At 67.1% G+C, this 22,256-nt stretch carries 3 protein-coding genes; 2 read left to right on the top strand and 1 reads right to left on the bottom strand.

Annotated features, from left to right (window positions below):
* Positions 1–77: 77 nt before the first annotated feature.
* Positions 78–20,003: a C80 family cysteine peptidase gene (locus tag AC07OZ_RS26285; RefSeq protein ID WP_495469992.1), complete on the bottom strand. Its 19,926-nt coding sequence runs from the start codon at positions 20,001–20,003 to the stop codon at positions 78–80.
* Positions 20,004–20,159: 156 nt separating this feature from the next.
* Here AC07OZ_RS26285 and AC07OZ_RS26290 point away from each other — a divergent pair, with 156 nt between their 5' ends.
* Together AC07OZ_RS26290 and AC07OZ_RS26295 are read left to right on the top strand one after the other, a co-directional pair.
* Positions 20,160–21,608, top strand: a complete 1,449-nt coding sequence (locus AC07OZ_RS26290; protein ID WP_495469993.1) for a HAMP domain-containing sensor histidine kinase — start codon at positions 20,160–20,162, stop codon at positions 21,606–21,608.
* The gene (locus AC07OZ_RS26295) at positions 21,566–22,222 is read left to right on the top strand and encodes a hypothetical protein (RefSeq protein WP_495469994.1); all 657 of its coding nucleotides are present in this window, start codon (positions 21,566–21,568) and stop codon (positions 22,220–22,222) included. Before AC07OZ_RS26290 ends, AC07OZ_RS26295 begins: the two co-directional genes overlap by 43 nt.
* The last annotated feature ends 34 nt before the right edge of the window (positions 22,223–22,256 follow it).

The raw sequence follows: 22,256 nt of genomic DNA on the forward strand, positions 1-22,256 counted from the left end.
AGCGAGTATCCGTCCGCAGCGTCGTGGTGCTGGCGCCACCGCCTGACGGGCGGCGGCGCCATGGCGCAGTCAGCGCGTCAGGTCGCCTGCCCGGCGAGCATCTTCTCCGCGGACTGCGTCTTCGACACGCCGAATGTGCTGGTGCCGCTGGCGCCCTCGTGCTGCTGCGACGACACCGCCTGCTTGAGCAGGTTGGCCTGGCGCATCGAATCGCCACCAGTGGCTCCATCCGAAACGGACTCCTCCGCGGCGCGCCCGATATCCCCGTCCAGAGTCAGTGGCGCAGGGGCATCGGATTCGGTCTTCCCTGCGCTCGCCCGAGCGACGACTTCGGTCAGGAAGTCGAGCTTGAGTAGTCCCGAGGACTGGACCTTCTCCAATGAACGGCGCAGGTCGCTGAACGCTTCCCGAATCGATCGGTCCCGATCGGATTCTCCCTGCGGCGTGTGCAGCTCGACGCGCTGCCGCGTCGCGACGGCGCAAAGCACTTGCAGGTGGAAGTAGGACTTTTCCAGAAGCTCCCTGCTGCCCTCCGTTGCTCCCCCCTTCAGGTGTTCGGCATGCACCCTGTCGAGGAGACGCTTATACCCTTGCAGGACGATGTAGTCGGACGCGGCCATGGCCGACGCTTTGCCCCCGTCATCCGCAGGAACGAGCTTCGCATGGCGGCCCATGACATCCGGCATCCAGTCCCCAGCATCGACGACGTTGGCCTGTCCCTGGTACTGAAGGTTCAACCCGCGAGCGATGACGAAGGCTTCAGGCAGCGATTTCCAGTTGCCGGCGACCGCGTGGCTCATTGCGATGGCGAGCGAACTGACCGCAGCGCTGTCAGCCGCCCACCCTGGATCTTGCGTCCCGGAAAGCCACTCGAGAAACGTCGCGGCATAGTCGCTCCTGATCTTGTCATCGAAGGCAAGAAGGCCCCTCAGCCGCAGTTCGTCGCAGATTTTGATCAGCGGTGCGATTTCGGACGAGGTGTCCCGGACGAAGCGGAGTTGGTCCATCCCGTGTAACCGCAACAGCTGGCCATAGCGCGAGCCAAGTTCGACTTGCAGCGAGCTGAGCGGCGGCTTGCCGAGCACGTCATTCAGCACGACCTCCGATCGCAGCTCACCGAACAAGTGGCGCAATTGAATCGCCCGGTCGACCTGCTCGATGGTCTGGATGCCAGCTTCATACAGCGATCGCGCCTCGTCCTCGCCGAAACCTGCTGCAAGACGATTGAACGGGTCGCCCAGCAGGCCGTCTCGCCATGCCTCAACCAGGGTACCTTCCACGGACACATAAAGGGTCTTGCCATCCATCTCCTGTGAGATCCATTTGCCCCGATCACCCGCAGGCGTCAAGAACGAAGCGATGGCGACATCGATGGCACCCTCTCGCTTGGCCATTTCCAGTCGGCGAAGCTCGTTCTCGATGAAGAAGAACCGACCGATCGGCCGTTCCTGGGGTGATCCCTCAGTCGGCACATGCAGGCGCAGTTGCCGCCCAGTGGCCACTGCGCGCAGCACGGCCAGTTGCAGGAACAACGGAACGACGGCTTCCGTCACGTCGGCCTCGCCGTATCCTCGGCGCTGGAGTTCGGCGACCAGCAAATCAAGATACCGCTCGTATGCCTGAAGGACGATGGCAGTGGAGTTGGGGATCCCCCTTTCTGGCCCCGCACCTTGCCCGATCGACACGATGCCACGCAGGCGTTCCGGATCCCAGGGAGATGAATCGCTGGCCGAAGGCCGCAGGTCGCGCTGAATATGCCACCACTGCGACTGCAGCATGGCGTGGATCAATGAGGAGCGGCGACCCCTGAGGGCCATCACCAGTTCATTTGCGGTGCGCCCCAGGGCGTTCGTCTCAACGCTCATCAGTTGCGACAGGCGCTCAACGACGGCTTCCATGATTTCGCGGTACTTTTCATAGCCGACGTCCTGCAACGAGACCTCCGAGAAGGGCAGATGGCCGGGGTCGAGCACCACCTCCGGCAGCGGCTTGACCAGATTGCCGCGGACGGCCGCCAGCAACTCAGTCGGCGTCGGCGAGACATGCTGCCTGATCATGCGCCAATACCAGGCATCGTCGATGTTGTTGAGCGCCGTCTCGACATCCTTCGCGATGACGTCCGTCGGCAGGTCGCCGAAGTGTTCCCGCAGCACGATGGCCCGCGCCACGCGCTCCGGCGTGCTGACGCCCTTCGCAAAGAGCGCTTCCGCCTGTTCCTCGCTGAAACCGGCAGCCGTCAACACGGGCATGGGCTGACCGTCTTTGGCTACTTTCCACGCAGTGTCCAGCGGCACCTGCGGCGACAGGTACCAGGTCTTGCCATCCACGACCTCCGTCGTCCACGGCTCCACCGGCTTGGCGGGAGGCATCGACGAGGCGATCGTGACGTCGACGAGGCCGAAGCCCTCGGCTTCCTGCAAGGCTGGCAGCCTCGACTCGATCAGCGTCTTGATCGCCTCTTCCTGCGGCGAGTCGCCCGGTGGCACATGCAGCCGGAGCTGCTGTCCGCTGATCGCGGCCCGGAGCACGGCCAGGTCGAGATACTTCGGACGAAGGGCCGCCATCACGTCCTCCTCGGGGTTCCGCGCGGCCCTGAGCTTCCAGCCCAGCATGTCAAGGAGCCGCTCATACGCGCTGAGCACGATGTGGTGCGGGGCCTTGAAGGTGATCTCCGCCGGGGCACCTTCTGCCGGGACCGCCGAGCCGGAGCCGGGCAGCACCCGCGGCGCCATCGATACGACGCCGAGCAGCGTCGGCGGCGCCCAGGGCGACGCGTCGACGACCTCCGCATGTCCTGAACGGAGCAGCTTCGCCTTGCTGGCCTGCTCGATGGCGTTCTTCAATCCATCGTTCATCCCCATCGCGGCCTGGAGCAGCCCCAGCGCGATCGTGGCAAGCGCGTCCGCGGCGCGACTGTGTCGCGGGAGCTGCTGGGCTTCGTGCAACCACGACTTCACCTGCGCATACATCGGCAAGGCCTGCGACGCCTTGAGCAGGCCATGTGTGCTGTCCGGCAGCAGGCCGTCGATCAGCTTGGCTTTCTCTTCCAGCGTGAGACCGGTTCGGAGGGCCTTGTCGCTGACCTCGCGAGGTGCCGTCGACCCGAGTCCCGAGCCCAGGGTGTGTTCGAGCTTGTGCTGCCCGTCGTCGACGGGGTCGTTGTAGAGCACGTCCGTGGCGATGATGTCCCAGGACAGCGTCTTGAACAGCTTGCGCCATTCGATCGCGCGGGTCACCTGGTTCAGCGTCCGGATCCCCGCCATGAGCATCTGCACAGCATCACTGTCGGTGAAGCCGCCCGCCACCAGACGGGGAACAGGCTGGCCGGCCTGAGCCGCGCGGAACTCGCTCGCGAGGTCGATGCCCGGCGACACGTACATGCGATCGGCCCCGTTCGACGTCAGCAACGGCCATGACGCCGCCCCGCCGGCAGGCGGGATCGCCGAAATGATGGCCACCTTGAGCAGGCCTCCGTCCTGGGCGGCCTGCAGGCGCGCAAGGGCTGCCTCAATGATCGACTCGCTGATCGCGACGTACGGCGCTTTCACCGGCTGCACCACCAGGTTAAGGGCCCGGTCCGAAGCTGCGCCCGCCAGCGCGGTCATGTGGAGATGCCACGCGGCGGTATCGCGCATAGCCTTCTCCTCGCCGTGGCTCTTCCGAAGCTTGTCATGCAGCTGGTCCACGAGACGCAAGGCGGACGCGTATCCGGACGAGAAGAACTCGGCATCGGCGACCGCGTCCTGAAAGCCTTCCTGGGAGGAAAGATCGCGATTGGCGATCAGCGCCGCTTTGATCTTCGTCACGAACTCGCGGTGTTCGTTGTCCTTCACCGTGGCGTCGTCGAAGAATGGCGACCTGTCGTTGAGCAGTTCGACATGTCGCCCTGCGGAGCGAAGACGCAACGCCTTGAGTAGCCGCTCAGGAGCCAATCGGCGTTGATCTCGCCTGCTGGCCTTCAGATCGTCCAGCATCTTGATCTCCGTCTCCGTCAGCGAACGGTGCCTTTGCAGGTCGTCCACCATGACGGCTGGCGGCAGCGAACCGAAGTGGCGGCGCAGGTCGTTTGCGCGCTTGACCTGCGCCTCGTCGCACAGGCCGTGCAGGAGCAGGGACCGGACCTCCTCGTCGCTGAAACCGCCTTCTCGCAATGCACCGGCGATGGACTTGGGTGTTGCGCCTGCCTCCGCCGTGGTGAAGGTGACTTCGCTGAACCAGGCCTCCTTGGGGAACAGCCCACTGACGCCCGTGAGCCGGTAACTCCGGTAGGGGACGCCTTCGGTGTTGATGATCTTGACCTCGCTCGTGCCATGCTCTACGCCCCGAACGGTCCAAGTCGGCGAGACGTCAATCCACTTTCCGCCCGGACGCTGAGCCTCGACCTTCCATTCAGAATGGTAGCCGCGCTGGCCCGGTGAGAGTTCAGGGGCCGACAACGACGACGCATGCGTCAGCGTCAAACCATTCAACGCGATCGGGTGCGCGAAATCGAACTGGATGAACTTGCCGGCATTGATCGAAATGTCTGGCTTGGACTTGACCTCCTTGGGGGAAGGAGTCGACGGGCCAGGTCGCCATGCGACGATCTCGTCATGCCCCTCGAAACCGTCGACCAGGTTGCCGGGCGTGGATCGGCCGTCCCACGCGCCGTCGACGACATGCTGCGTCGCGGTGAGAATCCCTTTGAGCTGCAGCCGGACCACGGAGGACAGCGCCGGGAGATCGTCCGGAATACTGGGTTTCGAAGTCGAGCAGCTGCGCATCCTCGCCGCACCCGCGAGGCTTTTAGCGCAAGCCTTCTTGCGCTCCTCCAGCGGAAGTTTCTCGAACGAACTCCTCCCTTCGTCGAGCTTCTTTTCCCATTTTTCGAGTTCGGCTTTCGGGTCTGGCGAATCCCCGGACTGGTCGAAGACGTCTCCGGGAACGAGGTCATAGACAACACCTTGTTCAGGCTTGACATGCCATTGTGTAAATCCGTGGCCTTTCCAGTCACGCTTGAGGTAATGGTTGGAGGTATATCGGTAGATCGTCTTCGGACTGCTCTTGAACGTGGATGAGGTATCGACCCTGATCAACGCCGAACGATCGCCGCGCTCCTCATAGCGTGCGCGATTCGCATTGCCAAGTACCACGTCCAGCGGTGACACGTCGGCCTTGTGCAGACGGGACAAGACGTCGTGATGAACGACACCGGCCTGCCACATGTCTGCCACCCATTGATCGTCCATCGTGTCGGCGAACAACATGGCGCGCGCCAGCTGCTCCGCGATGATCGACGGGCGCCCCTTCAGCTCAAGGGCTTTGGCGAGCAACGATGCGGCAACAGGCGCCAAATGTTTCTCGCCCTTCAGCATCCGGATGAAGTCTCCCAAGGCGGCATCGACGGCGCCCGCTTCTGCAGAAACGCCGCCCATGTGAACCGAGGCCCAGGACTCGAATGCCTGAAGATGCGCAAGGGGAAAATCCTTGGTCAACGCCTTCTCGGCCAGCGGGAACGGGCGGGAAGCAAGATGGCGGATCATCGGTCCGTGATGAGGCAACGCCTGGATGGCGCTCTTCGCGTAGGCGTCGATGAACGTCGCGGGCAGCGTCCAGCCGTTGCCATCGACGGCGACGGCCAGCAGTTGATGCACCCGTCGCAACCCGTCCGCGCTGTTGCTGCGGATCTGCTCCGCGATCTGCTTTGGCATGCCTCGCGTCACCAGATGGGCGGTGACTTCCGCCTGCGGATAACCGCCTGCCGGTCCGGGCCTGCCGTGCCGCAGATCCTCGGCGATGCGATGAACGCCTTCCGGATCGGCGGCGGACGCCGACGGGCCGACGTCGAGAGAAGCGACATCCGTGAGACGCCATGCCTCGGGAGCCCGGTGGTAGTCCACCACCATGACGGTGGTGGGACGGTCCCCGTCCACCTGGAACTGCGCCATGGCCCCGTATCTCAGCCACTTGCCGGTCCCGGACATCAAGACACGCCTTGCCGGTTGCTTGAGATCCCATGCCGCCGCGGGCGAGGGCAGGATCAGGTGGGACCCCTGCGCGGTGGCCAGAACGATCTCGTCCGTGCCGGAAGGCCGGTGCACCATGATGCCGTCCTGGAAGACGGGCAAGGCGAAGCGCTTTCCCGAGATGGCCAGTGACAGGTGACGCGCCTGCGTCATCGCCGCATGCTTTCGGAGAATGACCTTGCCGCCGGCGAGATCGATCTGGAGGTCGTCTCCCAGACGCGAGAAACGCATGCCCTCCAGAACGCCACGGAGATGGATCATCGAATCGCCATCGGTCGATGACACCTCACTACGCGGGCCGGGTGCTGCAAGACCGGCGGCATCCTCGAACTCCACCGCGAGGACATCCATCGCGTCATCCGTTGCGCTGTTGTCGATGATGACGGACTGTCCCGCGCGAAGCCGATACGTGTCCGCCCCCTTGCCGCCACGGAGGACGATGTCCTTCGCGAGATCCCGGGCGTCGATCACGTCGTCCTGGTCCGTCCCTTGTCCAGTGATCGGCGCAGGATCGCTGCCCGTCACGGCACCGCCTTCCGGCGCCTTGACCGCGGCGCGAGCGAGGGCCGGACCGTCGACCGGCTCGCCGCTTTCCGGCAGCATCACGGCGACCGGCGTCCCGTCCTTGTCCTTCGCCCACACGGTGATGCCGGCAGGTTTCGTCAGCGTCGTGACGTGCTGCTGCCCCGACAACCGCAATCGCAGCGGTGCGAAGTCCTTCGGCGCATCGGCCGGCGGCGTCTCGACGAGCAGAAGGTCATCGCCATCCGAGAGCATCCGGAGGCGCGCCACCGGAACATCGAGAGAGAAGTCCATCGACATCCCTGTCATCGGCAGGACACGGAGGTCGCCCGCGCCGGAGGAAAGATGGATGCGGTTGTAGGCGTTGTCGCCGGAGAAAGTCCTCCGCGAGGCCGGAAGGTCGGTGCCAAGGACCAGGTGCTTGTCGAGTTCGGTGACGCGAACGGCCTTGTCCTTGATCACGCCGGGATCCATCAGCGTGATCACCGTTCCGAGCGCGTCGACGAAGATCACCAGCCGCGACTTCTCGATCCGATCGAAGTAGCGCTTCAGTGTCAGTGACTCCGTTCCGATGAGAACGAGCAAATGCTGCCCGTCGCGACGCAAGGCCAGCGACTCGTACAGCACGTCGATCTTGAGCAGCAGGCTGGCGGTGTCGTTGCCACCCACGTCGACGGCGGCGTTGCCGACGCCGCGCATCCAGATGGCCACGTCGCCCGATGTCGAGGTGATCTCATTGCCATTCCGCAGGACATACGTGTTGCGCCCCCCGTTGCCTCGGATGTGCCCTCGTTTGGCCGAGATGTCGAACAGCTCGTGTTCGTCGGAGCCGGTCAGGTCGGCATTGGCCGCGTTGCGGACCACGACCCGATGAACCCCGTACACCTGGGTCTCACGCAGTTTCGGGTAGCCGATGCGCAGGAGACCGCCCTGTGCGTCCGGGTCCCGCCTGATCGTCAGATCTGATCCCTCGGCATCGATCTGGATTTCGTCTTCGGGATTGGGCTTCACATGTTCACCGGAGGGCCCGAAGAGTTTCACCCCGTCGGTCTTTTTCAAGTGGAAGCGATCGATGCCATGGCCGCCTACCACGGTGGCGTCGACGAGATTCCCGACTTGAAACAACTGCGGGCCATCTCCTACGCGGCTGAAGCGCTTGGTCCCGACCAGCTTGTCCATGGACAGCCAGGCGACGCCCGATGGCAGGTCCCGCCCCTTGGGTTCCTTGACGACGTCGAGAAAACGGCTTGCCGTTGCTGGCTTCGCTTGAAGGACGTAGTTGTACTTCGGACCCGACTCGGCATCGTGGAACGTCGTGGACGCGACCGGATAGTGCACATCCGGCATCATGAATCTGTCGTAGCCCTGCTTGGACAGCATCTCGGCCTCGAACTCGAGGGCTTGCCTGAAATCGTCTTTCAACGCGCTTGAGAGCCGGGCGGCGGCCTCCCGCGCGGACTTCTCGATCTCCGCTCTCAGCGTGACATCTGTCGAGAAGCCGAAGGCCTTGGCGAACCCGGCCAACGCCTTTTCGCTGGCGGTGGTCGACTCATGGATGTACTGGCCGAATTCGTCGAACCAGAACAGCGCCTGCGCCAGCGCGCTGGCGACGAACATGACCAGTGCGGCCGGTGCCGCGACGGCACCCATGATGCTCGACGCCGCACCGAGCGCAGTGCCGGCAATGGCTGCGGCGCCACCCGCGAGGACCGTCGCCACGCCGAGCCCTGCGCCGGTCAACGCCATCGCGAATGAGATGGACGTCATGACCGTGCTGAAGACCAGACTCTTGTAGGCACTGCTGTCGGTACCCAGGCCGCTCTTCTGGAAGTCCTGCCACTGCAGGATGCAGGATGCGACTCCGACGCTCGAGAACGCGACATTGGCCGCACCGCCAGCCAGTCCCGCGCTGATTCCGCGAAGCACTGCGGAACGGGCCACCGGTCCGAGCGTGAGCAGCGCTCGTCCTGCCATCATGGCCAGTGGAGAGACGACAACGCTCAGCGTCTGCGTGATGCTCAAGCCCTTCGTGGTCGGGCTCATGTGATCCCAGTTCGTCATGATCTGGTAGACGCCCTGAACGGTGTCCACGAAATCGACCGCACCGTCCACGTTGTCAGTCACCCCCTTGAGCCACTTGATGTTGATCCTCCGCAAGCTGCGCTGCTGCGCCATGAAGTTCCGGACCACGCTGTCCGTCGCCGAATCCAGCATCGCTCGATAGGCATTTCGTGGAAGCTTGCGCAAGGCGCGTCCCGCGTGGGCGAGCTTCACGAGGTCGCCGCCGTCGATGAACGACCTCAGGCTTTCGTGGTCCAGTCGCAACCCGAACTTGTCGGCTCGCACCGCGCCGATCTCCAGCAAACCGGCGAGCGCGTTGTCCTTGTTCAGGCCCTTCATCTTCTCGAAGTCGATGCCGCCCTCGTTGCCGGCGCGGCGCCCGATCTCCCTGGCCACCTTCTCGATCGGCGTATCCGCCTCGCGCGAGACCGTCGCCTTCGGCATGTCCGCCAGATCATCGGGGGTCAGCCCGTTCTTCGCCAACCATTCCCTGAGCCCCGCGCCCGCCGTCGGTGAGCGGTCCCAGACGAAAACCTGGCCGAACAGGCTCTTGGGCTCCGCAACGTCGCCCTGCACGGCCTTGATCAGCGCGGCATCTCTCGCGGCATCGATATCGATGTCGGAGACCGGCTTGATCGTCGGCACTTCCTTGGCGGTCGAGCCACCGTTCGGGGAGTTGTCACCGCTCGAACCCGATTCCGCCCTGGCACGCCTCGCCATCGCGGCGTTCTCCGCTTCGATGGCCACGCGCATCTCCGGCGTCAACCCCCCGAAGACCTGACTGGAAAGGCCTTCTTCCCCCCTCAAGCCGGCCAATACTCGCTCTGTCGCAGCGCTCGCTTCCCTTTCGCTGATGACTGCAACGTTCAGCCGGTCGAGCGTCTCACGGGACTTGACCGACGGTTCGTCGACGAACGCCGCCCCTTTTCCATCCTGCTTCGTACGCTCGCCCATCCACCCGTCCAATGCGCGGAGCTGGTCCGCGACCTCGGCATCGGGCCGGTCACCCAGCAGCGTCACCCATTGCGCGAAGAGGTCCGCATCGATCTTGAGTCGCGCGAACGGATCGCCCGGAACATCGGCCAACGACCGCAGCAGATCCATCGTCAGCGGCTGGCCGTCGATCTCCGCGCCCAGCGTGGCCAGGAAGGACATCGGCACGTCGATGCCGCCCATGCTCAGCGTGCGTCCGGCCAGCCCCTCCGCCACGGATTCCCGCGTCTGCGCCTCCCACGCCTGCCGTTGCTCCCAGAGCCCGTCCCATGCCGAGTCCTCGTCACCGGTGGCGTCTACGGGCGCGGTCGCCGTCCCCGTGTCCGGATACTTGTCCGTCCGCACGATCTCGGGGGTGTCGCGATCCCTCTTGAACATCCAGGTCACGCCGGGCTTGTGCTTCGTGGGCGCCGCGTCCGAATGCATGCGCGTTGTGCGCGACGGCTCCGCGTCCGCCAGCAGCCCCGTCTGCCGGATCAGCACTTCGCCGTACGCCACCATCGACGCATCCTCGTGGACGAGACCCTTGGCGATCGCCGTCTCCATGAACCCCCGGCCGAAGCTCTCCGCCACCGGCGGGGCCTCGATCGCGCACGAGACGAGCGTGAGCTGGCGCGCGCTCGACATCAGTCCGAGGTCCCCGATCACCGCGCTTGCGCGCTCCACCAGATCCGTATTGCTGTAGCCCGACAGCCGCTGCGTCCGCGTCGCGGGATCGTGACCGCCATGCCCGCTGATCTCGATCTTCACCGGGAGCTCGGCACCGGCCTGCTTCAGGAGATGCTCCCCGTACCGGATCACATGAGCGCCTTCCCGGTCCACCTGGATCCACACGGTTTCGTCGGGATGGGTCCGGACGGTCCGCCGCGCAAACTTGAGCATCGCGATGTCATCCTCCATCTGCAGATGGACCAGCAGCCGGCGTCCCTTGCCCGTCGTGACCGCACCCGACAGGGCGCCGTCCAGACCGGCGTCCCACTCCTGTGCAGGCTTCAGATTCCTGGTCAGCGGCGTTTGCGGATTGAGGATCTCCACGGCCTCCCGCACGGCATCGTCGTTCCGCACCCATCGCCCCTCGGCCCGCTTGGCCAGCAGGGAATGACCGGCGTGCAGTTCCTTCCCGTCGAATGTCAGTTTGGCCGGCACGCTGTTGCGCACTGGGCCTGCCGATGAGAGGAACTCGCCGATGATGAAATCATCGAGCGCCGCGATGGCCGTGTCCTGCTTGTGCCGCCCCTGCGTTCCAGGCGCGGCATCGGATGGCTCGACATGCAACACCGAATCGGCCTGCCGGCCGTCCCTCATGTCGTCGGGCCAGACGATCCGGACGGTGCCGCGTGCACGGTCGAGCGTCTGCCGGGCCTGCGGCATCAGGCGGGTCAGGCTCGGCAACGGATTCGCGTCGGTGATCTCGACCACGGGCGGGGTCCGCAGCAGGTCGAGCTTCGCCCTGCGCTCGGGCAGGATGTCCGCCAGGATGTCGCCGCGATGGAAGTAGCTGCCGTCCGCATCTTGCGGTTTCGTCCAGCCGGCATCCGTCTGGGGGCCATCGGTCAGGTAAATCGGCACCTGCATCAGGTTCCTGCCCGCCATCTGCATCGCCGTGCCGTGCACGACGTTCAGGACGTCCAGCGTCGCGCGGTCCCCCGCCTGCTTCGAGCCGGACATCCGGAACACGGCGTCCGCGTCGATGGTGAAGGGCCGCCCGCTCAGCGTCGCTTCCGTCAACGACAGCGTCTGACGGGCGAAGGCCCGCCCGAACGCGTCCGGCTGCATGTCCGCGGGCATGCCTTCCATGGCCTGCACTGCAGACTTCATGCCGTCCAGGAGGGCGGCGTCGGGCAGCGGCACGGTCGTGACCGTGTCGAACTTCAGGCGCATCTGCAAGGGCATGCGCACCCGGTCCACGACCCCCATCGGGTCCTCGCTCCAGGTCGCCTTCGACATCCACCCGCGGTCCGCCACGAGGTCGGTCAGTTGGACGAAGGCCTCGTTCAACTTCCCGGGCCTGCTTTGCCAGATGCCGTCGGCGATCAACCGTGCAGGCGGGCCCAGGTCCATCCCCGGCCCGCTGTTCAGAGCGTCGTACAGCGACGTCAGTCGTTCGCGCACCGCCGTGACCATGGCGTCCGGCGCGGGCCCCGTCTGGATCGTGGCAAGGCCGCTCTTGCCCTGCGTCGCCGTCAGCGTGCCGAACAGCTCGGACAGGGTGCCGGCGCGCCCCGGCCGGACATGGGTGGCCTTCTCACCGTCGAGGACCATGACATGGTCCAGTCCGGACGAATGGACGTCGTCCGCCGGGTACTTGTCGGTCCGGATGATGTCTTCCGAGTCGGGATCCTTCCTGAAGGTCCAGGTCACTCCCGGTGCATGAACGATCTCGCTCGCACCGCGGTAACGGCTTGTGCGTCGGGGCAGCGCCTCGTCGCCGGCATCCAGTAGGAACGCCAGCCGCTCGCCGTATGCGACCAGCGAGGCCGTCCGAGGGAGCACGCCCATCTTGATCGCGTAGTCCACGAATTCGCTGCCGTAGCTGTGCTTGACGGAAGGTGTCTCCAGCGCGCAGGAGACCAGCGTGACACGGTCGGCCCTCGCCTTCAGCTTCAACTGGTCGAGGACCGGCGCCACGTGGTCCGCCAGCTTCGTGGACAGATATCCGGACAGCACCTGGGACCGCGTGGCCCGATCGTGTGTGCCATGGCCGACGATCTCGATCTTGACGGGAAGCTCAGGCCCGGCTTGCAGCAGCAGGCGCTCTCCCCACCGCACCACGTGATTGCCGGCCCTGTCCACCTGGACCCAGACCACCTCGTCGCGATGGCGAATGATGCTCCGGCGCGCATAGCCGAGCAGGACGGGGTCATCGTCCATCTGCAGGATGAGCAGGATCCCGGCCGCAGGAACTCGCGCCGCCGTCCCCGCCGGCCAGCGCAGCCCGTGAAGATCGTGGGCCCACGACGAGGCCGGTGTCGACGACACCTTCAGGAAGCCACGCGACCCCACGCCCGACCAATGCTGGCGGAACGCTTCCTCCTGCACCACCCACCGGCCGCCCGAACGTCGGGCGAGGTCGGCGCGACCGGCGGTCAAGGTGCCTTCATGGAACCTCATGTCCCCCGGCAGGGCGTTGTGCGACGAGACGGACGAGTCGAAGAACGCACCGACGAGGAAGTCGTCGATCGCGCGGATCTCCCTCTCCTGCAGGCGCTGACTGTGCGAGCCGGGAATGGCATCGGCCTCGGAGAAGCGCAGCACGGAGTCGGCCTGCCGCCCCTCGATGGTTCGAGGCCAGATGACCGTGATCGTGCCCGCCCCGCGGTCGAGCGTCTGCTTCGCGTCAGGCATGAACGCGTGCAGACGGGACAGCGGATGGACCTCGTCGAACGCGAGGCTGCTTTCCGTCCGTGCCCGCGTCACCTGCGCCCGGCGCCCCGGCAGCAGATCCACCAGCAGGTCGCCGCGATGGAGGTGACTGCCGTCCTCATGCGTCTCCCATCCCGCGTCTGCACTTCGCGGGAAATCGCTCAGGTAGACCGGCGTCTGCATGATGCCCTTGCGTGCCAGCTTCATCGACGTGCCGTGCACGATCTCGAGCACGCGCAGCCGCGCGCGATCACCGATCTCTCCCGAGGCGGACAGGGCGTCCAGGTGATCCGTGTCCACGGTGAACGGTCGCCCGCTCAAGGTCGCCTGCAGCAGCGCCAGTTGCTGCCGACCCAGCTGGAGACGGACCGCGTCGCCCGCCGAGCCCGAGGGCAGGTCCTCCAGGGCCCGAACGCCGGCAGCCAGGCCTTCCATGAAGGCGAAATCCTCGATCGGCAGATTCAACGACTTGTCGTACTGCGACAGCACATCGGAAGGCATCCTCACCCGGTCGACGACGCCCATCGGACGATCGTCCACCTGCCAATGCCCGGGCTTCTGGTCATCAAGGTCGTAGGCGCGGGACAAGGCCACGTACCCGTCATGCACCAGGTCCGGATCCTTCAGCCAGAGGCCGTCGGCCATCAACCTCGCGCCACCCGGCAAGCGATCCGCGACGGCCTGCGGCTGCGTTCCACTCACTTCCGTCAGACGGCGCAGGACCGCCGCGACGATCGCGTCGGGTGTCTCTTCGAAGACTCCCGTCGGAACGCCCGGCTTCCCGTCGAGCGGCATCTTCTTCAACGTGCCCTTCAGCGTCGAGAAAAGCTCGAACAGCTTCCCGGCCTGGCCGGGCTGACGGATGATTTCCACGTCATCCGCGAAGCTGACTCCGCGGCGGGGATCGGCGTCGGCGTCGCCGCGCTGCGCGACACCGATGAACCCGTCCTCCGACGCGCCCGGATACTTGTCGTTCCGGACCACGGTCTTCGTCTCCGTCTCCGTCTTGTGATCGATCTGGAAGGTGAAGGTCGTGTCGGGGCGATGCGCCGCCATGGGGGCATCGCCGGTGGGCTGGGTCTGGCGCCCTCCTCCGAAGGGCGAGAAGGCCACCTTCTCCGCGTACGCGGTCACGGCGGCGTTCGGCCTCAGGAATCCGGCCTTGTCGGCGGCGACCAGGAACTCGCCGGCGAAACTGCGGGGGAACACCGGGGACTCCAGCGCGGAGGAGAAGAGCGTGGTCCGTTCGACGCGTCGTGGCAGCCGGAGCTCCTCGAGCGCCTGGTTCACGCGCAGGGCCAGCGCGGACGCCGAATAGTCGGAGAGCGCCGCTTCGTCCAGGCTGCCAAGCCGGGCGCCGTGCCCGACGATCACGAGCTTGACCTCTCCCCGCGACGCCAGGCCGCGGATCAGCGTCTCCCCGTCGACGATCTTGAACCCGCCCTGCCGGTTGAGTTGAACCCAGGCCGTCTCATCGGGCTTGCGCGCCACCATGTGGCGGGCGTTGTAGGCGATGCCCGCGTCATCCTCCATCTGGAGGACGAGCGTCAGGTGCTTGAGCGGCTTGTCGGACCAGGGCGTCGTCCGGCCCAGGCGCAGGCGGGTGTCCTCGAACGAGGGAGCGATCCGGTCATGCACCCACAGGGTGGCCGCCGCGCGGCTGATCGCTTCGGTATCGGCGATCCAGCGTCCGTCCTGCTCCGTCGCCACGCGCAATCGGCCGACGAGGATCTCCTTGCCCTGGAGGCGGATCTCCGGCGGCAGGCCGTTCTCCGGCTTGTCGAGCACGCGGTTGAAGTGGGCCCGGATGAAGTCGTCCAATTGGCGGATCTGACGGTCCTGCCCTGCGCGCTGATCAGGCGTGGCGTCGGCCGGCAGCGGATCGACGAAGACGCTGGCCTTGAACCGGCGCCCGTCGGCCGGCGCGCCGTCGTTGCCCCCCTTGAACAGCTCGACATCGATGCGCCCCTGCCCGCGATCCAGCGTCTGCACGAGGGCCCGCTTGCCGCCCGTCAGCCCGCGCAGCGGGGCCTCCGGGTCGACGGGCACCGCCGTGTCCCTCAACGGCAGCGGCGGCGGCAAAGGACCCGACAAGGCATTGAGCAGGTCCGCATCGCTGGCCATCAGCCCGCCGCCGGCGAGGGCGCTCCACTCGCCGGCGCCGCGATCGAACAGGGAAACGAACTTCGGTGCGGGCGACAAGCCGCGTTCGGCCAGGCGCTGCTGCATCAGGTAGGTCGCGCGCAGCGCGTTCAGCCGGTGCTGGTCCGCCGGGACCGACGACGAGGCCATGTGCACCACCGCGTCCGCGTCGATGAGGAACGGCTCCCTGAGGATCGTGGCGCGCACGATCTGCTCCATCACGCGGGCCGACGCCATGCGCGCGCCATCGTCGCCGGTGGCGGAAGCCTCCAGCCTGCGCATCGCATCCGACGACGCGACGATGAAGGCCATCCCGTCCCGTTGCACCACGCGCGCGTGGCGCAGCTCGGACCGGTCGCGCAGGTCGAGATCGAGGTCGGATTCCGTGGCGAACCAGCCCGACGCGACGTCATGCAGCTCCAGGCGTTCCGCCTTGGTGCCGCGCGTGATCTCGCAGGCGGCGCCCGTCTTCAGGTAGGCGTCGTACAGCCTGACCGGATCCACGTCGCCCAGGCCCGCGACCAGGGATTCGCCGGCCTCGCGCAGCAGCGTCTCCACCTTGGCGGTCCGCTGCTTGCCGAACTCCGCTTCGATCCGGTCCCTCGCGGACTGCTTCGTGGCTTCGGGGCTGGCGTCCGCGGCCACGGTCGCATCGTGGGCCAGCAGGTGCCACAGCGACGCGATCGCCCTGTCGACCGCCGCCTGGTTCGTCGTCGTCGTGCCTTCGAAGCGCGGCAGGTAGCGCTGAAGCTCTCCGGTCACCAGGTCGAGCAGGCCCGGATTGGGCATGGCGGCCAGCACCTGCCTGTCCTTCGGCGCGACCTTGATCAACGGGGCATGGCGAAACGCCGCGCGACGGTGCAGCGGTGGCGTCCAGGGCTCGGCCCCGGCCAGCCCGTGCACCGCCGGATACTTGTCGTGGACGGTGATCTCCTTGGTCACGGGGTTGCGCTGATAGACCAGCGTCACGTCAGGGGCGTGATGCTGTCGCTGCTGGCCCTGGTAGGACGCCGAGGTGCGCCCCTCCTCCTCCGAGAGGTACATCAGGTGCCGGTAGGCGGTCACGGTGACCGCGGGGGACACCAGCCGGTCCTTGTAGGCGCTCTCGAGGAACGGCTTGGCGAAACCCGTGTCGGCCGCCGACGACTCGAGGGCGCATGCCAGCAGGACGACATGATCCACGGGCTTGTGGATGCCATGCCTGCGCAGCGTGTCCGTCGCGGACCGCGCCAGCTGGTCCGGACCGCGGCCGCCCAAGGTGATCTTTCCGCCGTCGTTCCAGACGCGGAAACCATGGCCGTCGACCATCAGCTTGACGGACGTCGTCGGTCCGACCAGCGAGGCGAGCGACTCCCCGTGAACGATGCGCGACTCCCCGGAGGAGTCCATCTGGATCCAGATCGTGGCGCGCGGCGCCGTGCTCGTCCTGAGGAAGGACCCATCCTGGATGACCTTGTCCGCCTGCACCTGAAGGACGATGAACAACTTGTCCAGGGTCCCCGTCGATGGCGCGGCCTCCAGGGGTGTGGTCGGCAACGGCCACGTCGACACCGGCGCTTCGTCGCGTGCCCAAAGCGCGCCGAAGCGGGACATGGCTTCTCTGACCGCCGGGCGATCGAGACGCCAGCCCGCGGGGAACTGCTCCGCGAGCGTCAGTCGCCCCGTCTTGAGGCGTCCCGACTCCATGACCAGGTGATCCGGCAGGTTCCAGGTGCCGCTGAAGTGCGTGACGCAGAAGTCCTCGATCCAGCGGAGCGTCTCGTTCTGGCGCAGTCGCGCGGCCTCGCCGTCGGCCGGCGTCCAGGGCTCGAAGCGGATGGTCTTGGTGTACGGCGAGCGCTCGTCGGTCAAGCTGATCGTCAGCGTCCCCCCGGCGCGGTCCAGGATCTGGTCCGCCTCGGGAGCGCGCGTCGCAAAGGTCTTCCACGGCTGGCGCTCGTCGACGTCCGGCGGCGCCTGCCGGAACGGCTGGACGGCCAGCTTGTCCGCGGTCCCCACCACGCCGTCCTTCATCGACAGGATCACCGGCGGGGTCAGCAGGGCCTGGTCCGCCGCCCGCTGCACATCGGGATAGACCTTCCAGAATGCGGCGAGGCGCGCCTGGTCCCGCGTGGCCGGGGAGCCGGTCAGCGCCTCGATGAGATCCCCGTTGAGCTGGAGCGTGTGCCCGGTCAAGGCGGACCGCAGGACTTCCTCCATCAGGTGGGAGAGCTGGCCCCGCGTCCCGGGTCCGGCAGCGTCGACCGCGATCGTTCCCGACGTGGCAAGGTCGCGGATGCGTCGGTTCACGACCTGCATCGCTTCGAGGAAGAAGGCCGTGGTGCTCGAGACCTTCGCCCGGCCCTGCCTGGCCACCTCTTCCGAATAGTGGACAGCATGGCGATTCATCCGCGCACCGTGATCGGTGCCGCTCAACATCGCATCGGGCAGCACGTTGACGAAGGGCTCGGCCGTCGTGCCGACGGCGTAGGTCTCCGGATGGCCATTTCCGACGAAACGCTTGAGGGTCACGTAGGCGAGATGGATCTTTTCAGGATCCGCCTCCCAGAGCCCCTGGGCGAGCGCCGACGACGCCTCGTCCAGCAGACGGACGTGGGAAGGCCCCGACCGGGTCACGTCCCTCCTCGGTGCCAGGCTCTGCCGAGCCGTCTCGACGAGTTCCTGCGGGCAAGGCGCTATCGCCGTCGTTGTCGCCGTCGATGGCGCCTCCTCCTTCCACGAGGCCTGCCATCGCTTCGTCAGCAGCAGCAAGGCACCTTCCGCGTCGACGGCAGGCCGCTCGGTGTCGTACGGATGGGACCAGTCGACAAAGCGATGTCCGCTCTCGGGCAGTCTGTCCCAGTCGTCCTTGAGGACGGGGGGACGCTCCGGCCGCAGATCGTCGAACTCCGCAAGATCCGGATCCGGCGCGTCGCCTGGTAGCGCCGGATACTTGTCGCGGATGGTGATCTCGTCGCCGCCAGGGCGCTTCTGGAAGATCATCGTCACGCCGGACGCGCGATGCCGACGCTCAGCCCCCGAGAAGGGTGCGGTGGTGCGTCCTTCCTCCGATGTGATGTAGACCAGGTTCCGGTAGGCGGTCACGGTGGCCGTGGACGTCACCAGCCCGGCATTGAGCGCGCTATCGAGGAACGGCTTGGCGAAGCTGGTGTCGGTTGCCGACGATTCGATGGCGCAGGCATGCAGCACCACACGATCCACCAGTTGCTGGATCCCGTGCCTGCGCAGGGTCTCCGTCGCCAGCAGCGCCAGGTCCTGCGCGCCGTGGTGGCCCACGACAGTCGTTCCGCCGCCGTTCCACACGCGGGCGCCATGCCCGTCGATGATCAATTTGACGGACGTCTCCGGCCCGATGAGATCCACCAGTGATCCGCCGTGAAGGACGCGCGACTCCCCGTTGGGGGCGTACTGGATCCACAGGGTGGAATCAGGCGCCTTCTCGGTCAGCTTGTTGGCCGAGTCTTGCGTGACCCAGTCCCCCTGGACCTGCAGGACGATGCGCAATTCGGCCAGGGTTCCCGTGGTGGGTGTGGCCGGGAGCGGTTTTTTCGGGCCCTGCCATTGCGACACCGGCGTCTTGTCGTCCGGTGCCCAAAAGGTGTCGAAGAAGCTGACGGCTTCGCGGATGGCCGGGCGATCGAGACGCCAGCCCGACGGGATCTGCTGGGCGAGCGTCAGGTTCCCCGTCTTGAGATGTCCGCCCTCCATGACGAGGTGGTCCGGCATGTTCTGGGCGCCGCGGAAGTGCGCGACGCAGAACTCCTCGAGCCTTCGCAGCGCGTCGTCCTGCCGCACGCGCGCGGCCTCGCCGTCCGCTGCCTGCCAGGGCTGGAAGCTGATGGTCTTGGTGTGCGGCGCACGCGCGTCGGTCAGTTCGATCGTGAGCGTTCCCTTGGCACGATCCAGGGTCTGCTTCGCCGCCGGCTCACCCTTCGCGAAGAGCTTCCAGGGCTGGCCCTCGTCGACGGCCGACGGGGTCCCCGGTGTCGGCGGGAGGACCAGCCGGTCCGAGACGCCCACCACGCCGTCCTTGATCGACAGGACGTCCGGCGCAGCCAGAACGGCGTGGTCCGCGGCCCGCTGCACGTCGGGATAGACCTTCCAGAAGGCGGCCAGACGCTCCTGGTCCCGCGTCGCCGACGAGCCGGTCAGCGCGTCCACCAGGTCGGCATTGACCGTGAGCGTGTGCCCGGTCAGGGCGGACCGCAGGACCTCCTCGATCAGGTGGGAGAGCTGGCCCCGCACGCCGGACCCGGCCGTGTCGTCCGCGAACGCGCCCGACGCTGCCAGATCACGGATCCGTTCGTTGACGGCCTGCACGCCTTGCAGGAAGAAGGCAGTGGTGCTGTTCACCTTCGCGCCGCCCGCCCATCGCTGTTCTTCCCTGAAGCGGGCGGCGCCAGGATCGACCGGCACACCGTACCCGGTGCCGCTCAGGATCGCATCCGGCAGCACGTTGACGAACGGTTCGGTCGTCTGGCCGACGACGAAGGTCTCCGGATATTTCCCCCAGAGGAACGCCTTGATCTCGATGTACGCGAGATGGAGCGACCCGGGATCCGCATGCCAGAGCCCACGCGCAAGCGCCTGCGACGCCCGCTCCAGCAACGGGCGCTCGCCGGGCAGGGTCGGGTCCATGTCGGGTTCGAGGATGCGCCGCGCCGCGTCGACGACCTCGACCGGAACGGGGCGGATCGACGTCGACGGCGCCTCCGACTTCCACGACGCCGCCCAACGCCGGGTCAACAGCAGCAGGACCCCTTCCGCGTCGACGCCGGCCGCTTCGTAGTCGTAAGGGTGTGCTCGATGGAGGAAACGATCTGCGGTGTCGGGCAGCTTGTCCCAAGCGTCCTTGAGGACGGCGGCAGGCGAGGAGGACGAGGAGGACGAAGAAGAGGTTGGCACGGGGGAAGTCATGGAAGCTGTCGCATGGAATCGAAACAGCGCCTCAGTGACACCCCCCGCCGCGCGGTTGTCGGGTTCGCCGCCGGTTGGCGACGGCGAACCCGCGCATCCGCAAACCGGACCCCAGACCCGGCGCCGGACCGGACCGGCCCACTACACTGCCGCCCGATGCTCAACCGCATTTCCTTCCGCCAGATGCTCCTGATCGGCTTCCTGTCGATCGCGGGGCTGCTCGCCGCCGCATCGCTGGGCGGCCTGCTCACCCTGGAGCGCCTCACCGTGCAGAGCCGCGAGGCCGTCGTGCGCGCCGCGCGCATGAGCTCGGAGGTGCAGCAGCTCGGCGACCGCGGCGTCAGCATGGAGCGCGCCGCGCGGCAGTACGCCGTCCTGGAGGACCACGTGCTGCGTCAGCGCTTCGAGGAAGACGCCGACGACGCCGAGCGCCTGCTCGGCCTGCTGCGCGCGCAAGGCCTGACCCCCGCGCCGCTGGACGCCTGGAAGGCCAAGCTCGGCGAGGTCCGCGCGCTGATGGACACGCCCCGCGGCACCAATCCGCGCAAGCGCGAGACCGACCTGATGACGCGCTTCCGCGAGCTCGGCGGCCTGACCGGCGGCCTGGCCGACGACGTCCGCAAGCACGCCGAGACCAGCAACCGCGTGCTGCAGGACAAGCTCGAGAACGGCCGCGTGCTGCTCGGCCAGCAGGTGCTGGGCGCGATCGGCGTCGCCGCGCTGCTGTCCCTGGTCTTCGGCATCTTCCTGACCCGGCCGCTGCGCCACCTCGCCCGCGCCATCAAGGGCCTGGGCGAGAACCGCCTGGACGACCGCATCGAGATCCGCGGCCCCGCCGACCTGCGCGTGATCGGCCAGCGCCTGGACTGGCTGCGGCTGCGGCTGGCGGAACTCGATGCCGACAAGGCGCGTTTCCTGCGGCATGTCTCGCACGAGCTCAAGACCCCGCTGGCCGCGCTGCGCGAAGGCACCGCGCTGCTGGAGGACGAGGTCGCCGGCCCGCTCAATGAGAAGCAGAAGGAAGTGACCCGCATCCTGCGCGACAACACCGCCGTGCTGCAGCGCCAGATCGAGGACCTGCTGCGCTTCAACGCCGCCGCCTTCGAGGCGCGCGACCTCAAGCCGGAGCGCACCGACCTCCTGTCCCTGATCCAGGGCACGATCGATCACCAGCGCTTGCAGTGGCAGGCACGCGGATTGCAGATCAACCTGTCCGGCGGACCGCTCGAGGCGGAGGTCGACCCGGCCAAGATCGCGGCCGCGGTCGGCAACCTCCTCTCCAATGCGATACGCTTCGCCCCGCCCGGCGGCCGCGTCGACATCGCTCTCGCGCGCCAGGGCGGCCAGCTCACCATCGACCTGCGCGACGACGGACCCGGCGTCGCCCCGGCGGACCAGGCCCGCATCTTCGAGCCCTTCTACCGCGGCGAACGCCAGCCCGACGACGCGCTGAAGGGCACCGGCATCGGCCTGTCCATCGTCACCGAATACATCGCCGCCCACGGCGGTCACATCGACCTGCTGCCCGCCGACCAGGGCGCCCATTTCAGAATCACGCTGCCATGCGCCCACACGCCCCGATTCCTGAAGTCCTCGAACGCCTGACGGCCGGTCCCCTGCCCGCCGCGTCGACGGCCGTTCAATGCGCCTTGTCCGGCTCCCGGGCGGCGTCGCTGGCGGCCGCGTCGGCCGCGCTGGTGGTCGCCGCCCTCGCCGGGGGCTGCGCGCAGCAGCCGCCCAAGACCATCGTCAAGGAAGTCCGCGTCCAGGTGCCGGTGCAGGTGCCCGTCGTCGCGCCGACCGACAACGCCGCGCGCATCGTGCTCAACCTCAACGACCGGCTGCGCCAGATGAGCCCGCTCGAGCTGGCGCAGGAAGTCGCGCCGCGCGACGACGGCGCGCTGCCGCCGGGCAACGCCGTGCAGCTCGCGCTGGCGCTGATGTTCAGCCACGCCAACGGCGAGACCTTCCGCGCCCAGACGCTGCTCGACCAGGTCCTGCGCGACGCGCGCCCCGAGGCCGACGAGTGGCGCCCGATGGCCCAGTTCCTCGTCGACCGCGTCGCCGAGCAGCGCCGCATGGAAGGCGAGCTCGACAAGACCCGCCAGGCCCGCGACGACCTGCAGCGCCGCCTGGACGAGGCCAACCGCAAGCTCGAGGCGCTGAAGGCGATCGAACGCAGCCTGGGCGGGCCGCGCTCGGCGCTGGACAAACCATGAGCGCAGCGCAGGGCCGCCCCAAGCAAGCTCACGT

Source organism: Roseateles sp. GW821-FHT09G03 (assembly GCF_059416045.1).

Bases quoted from the DNA above. Each gene is read 5' to 3' on its own strand.
- AC07OZ_RS26285 (WP_495469992.1), bottom strand. From the start codon at position 20,003: ATGACTTCCCCCGTGCCAACCTCTTCTTCGTCCTCCTCGTCCTCCTCG.
- AC07OZ_RS26290 (WP_495469993.1), top strand. From the start codon at position 20,160: ATGCTCAACCGCATTTCCTTCCGCCAGATGCTCCTGATCGGCTTCCTG.
- AC07OZ_RS26295 (WP_495469994.1), top strand. From the start codon at position 21,566: ATGCGCCCACACGCCCCGATTCCTGAAGTCCTCGAACGCCTGACGGCC.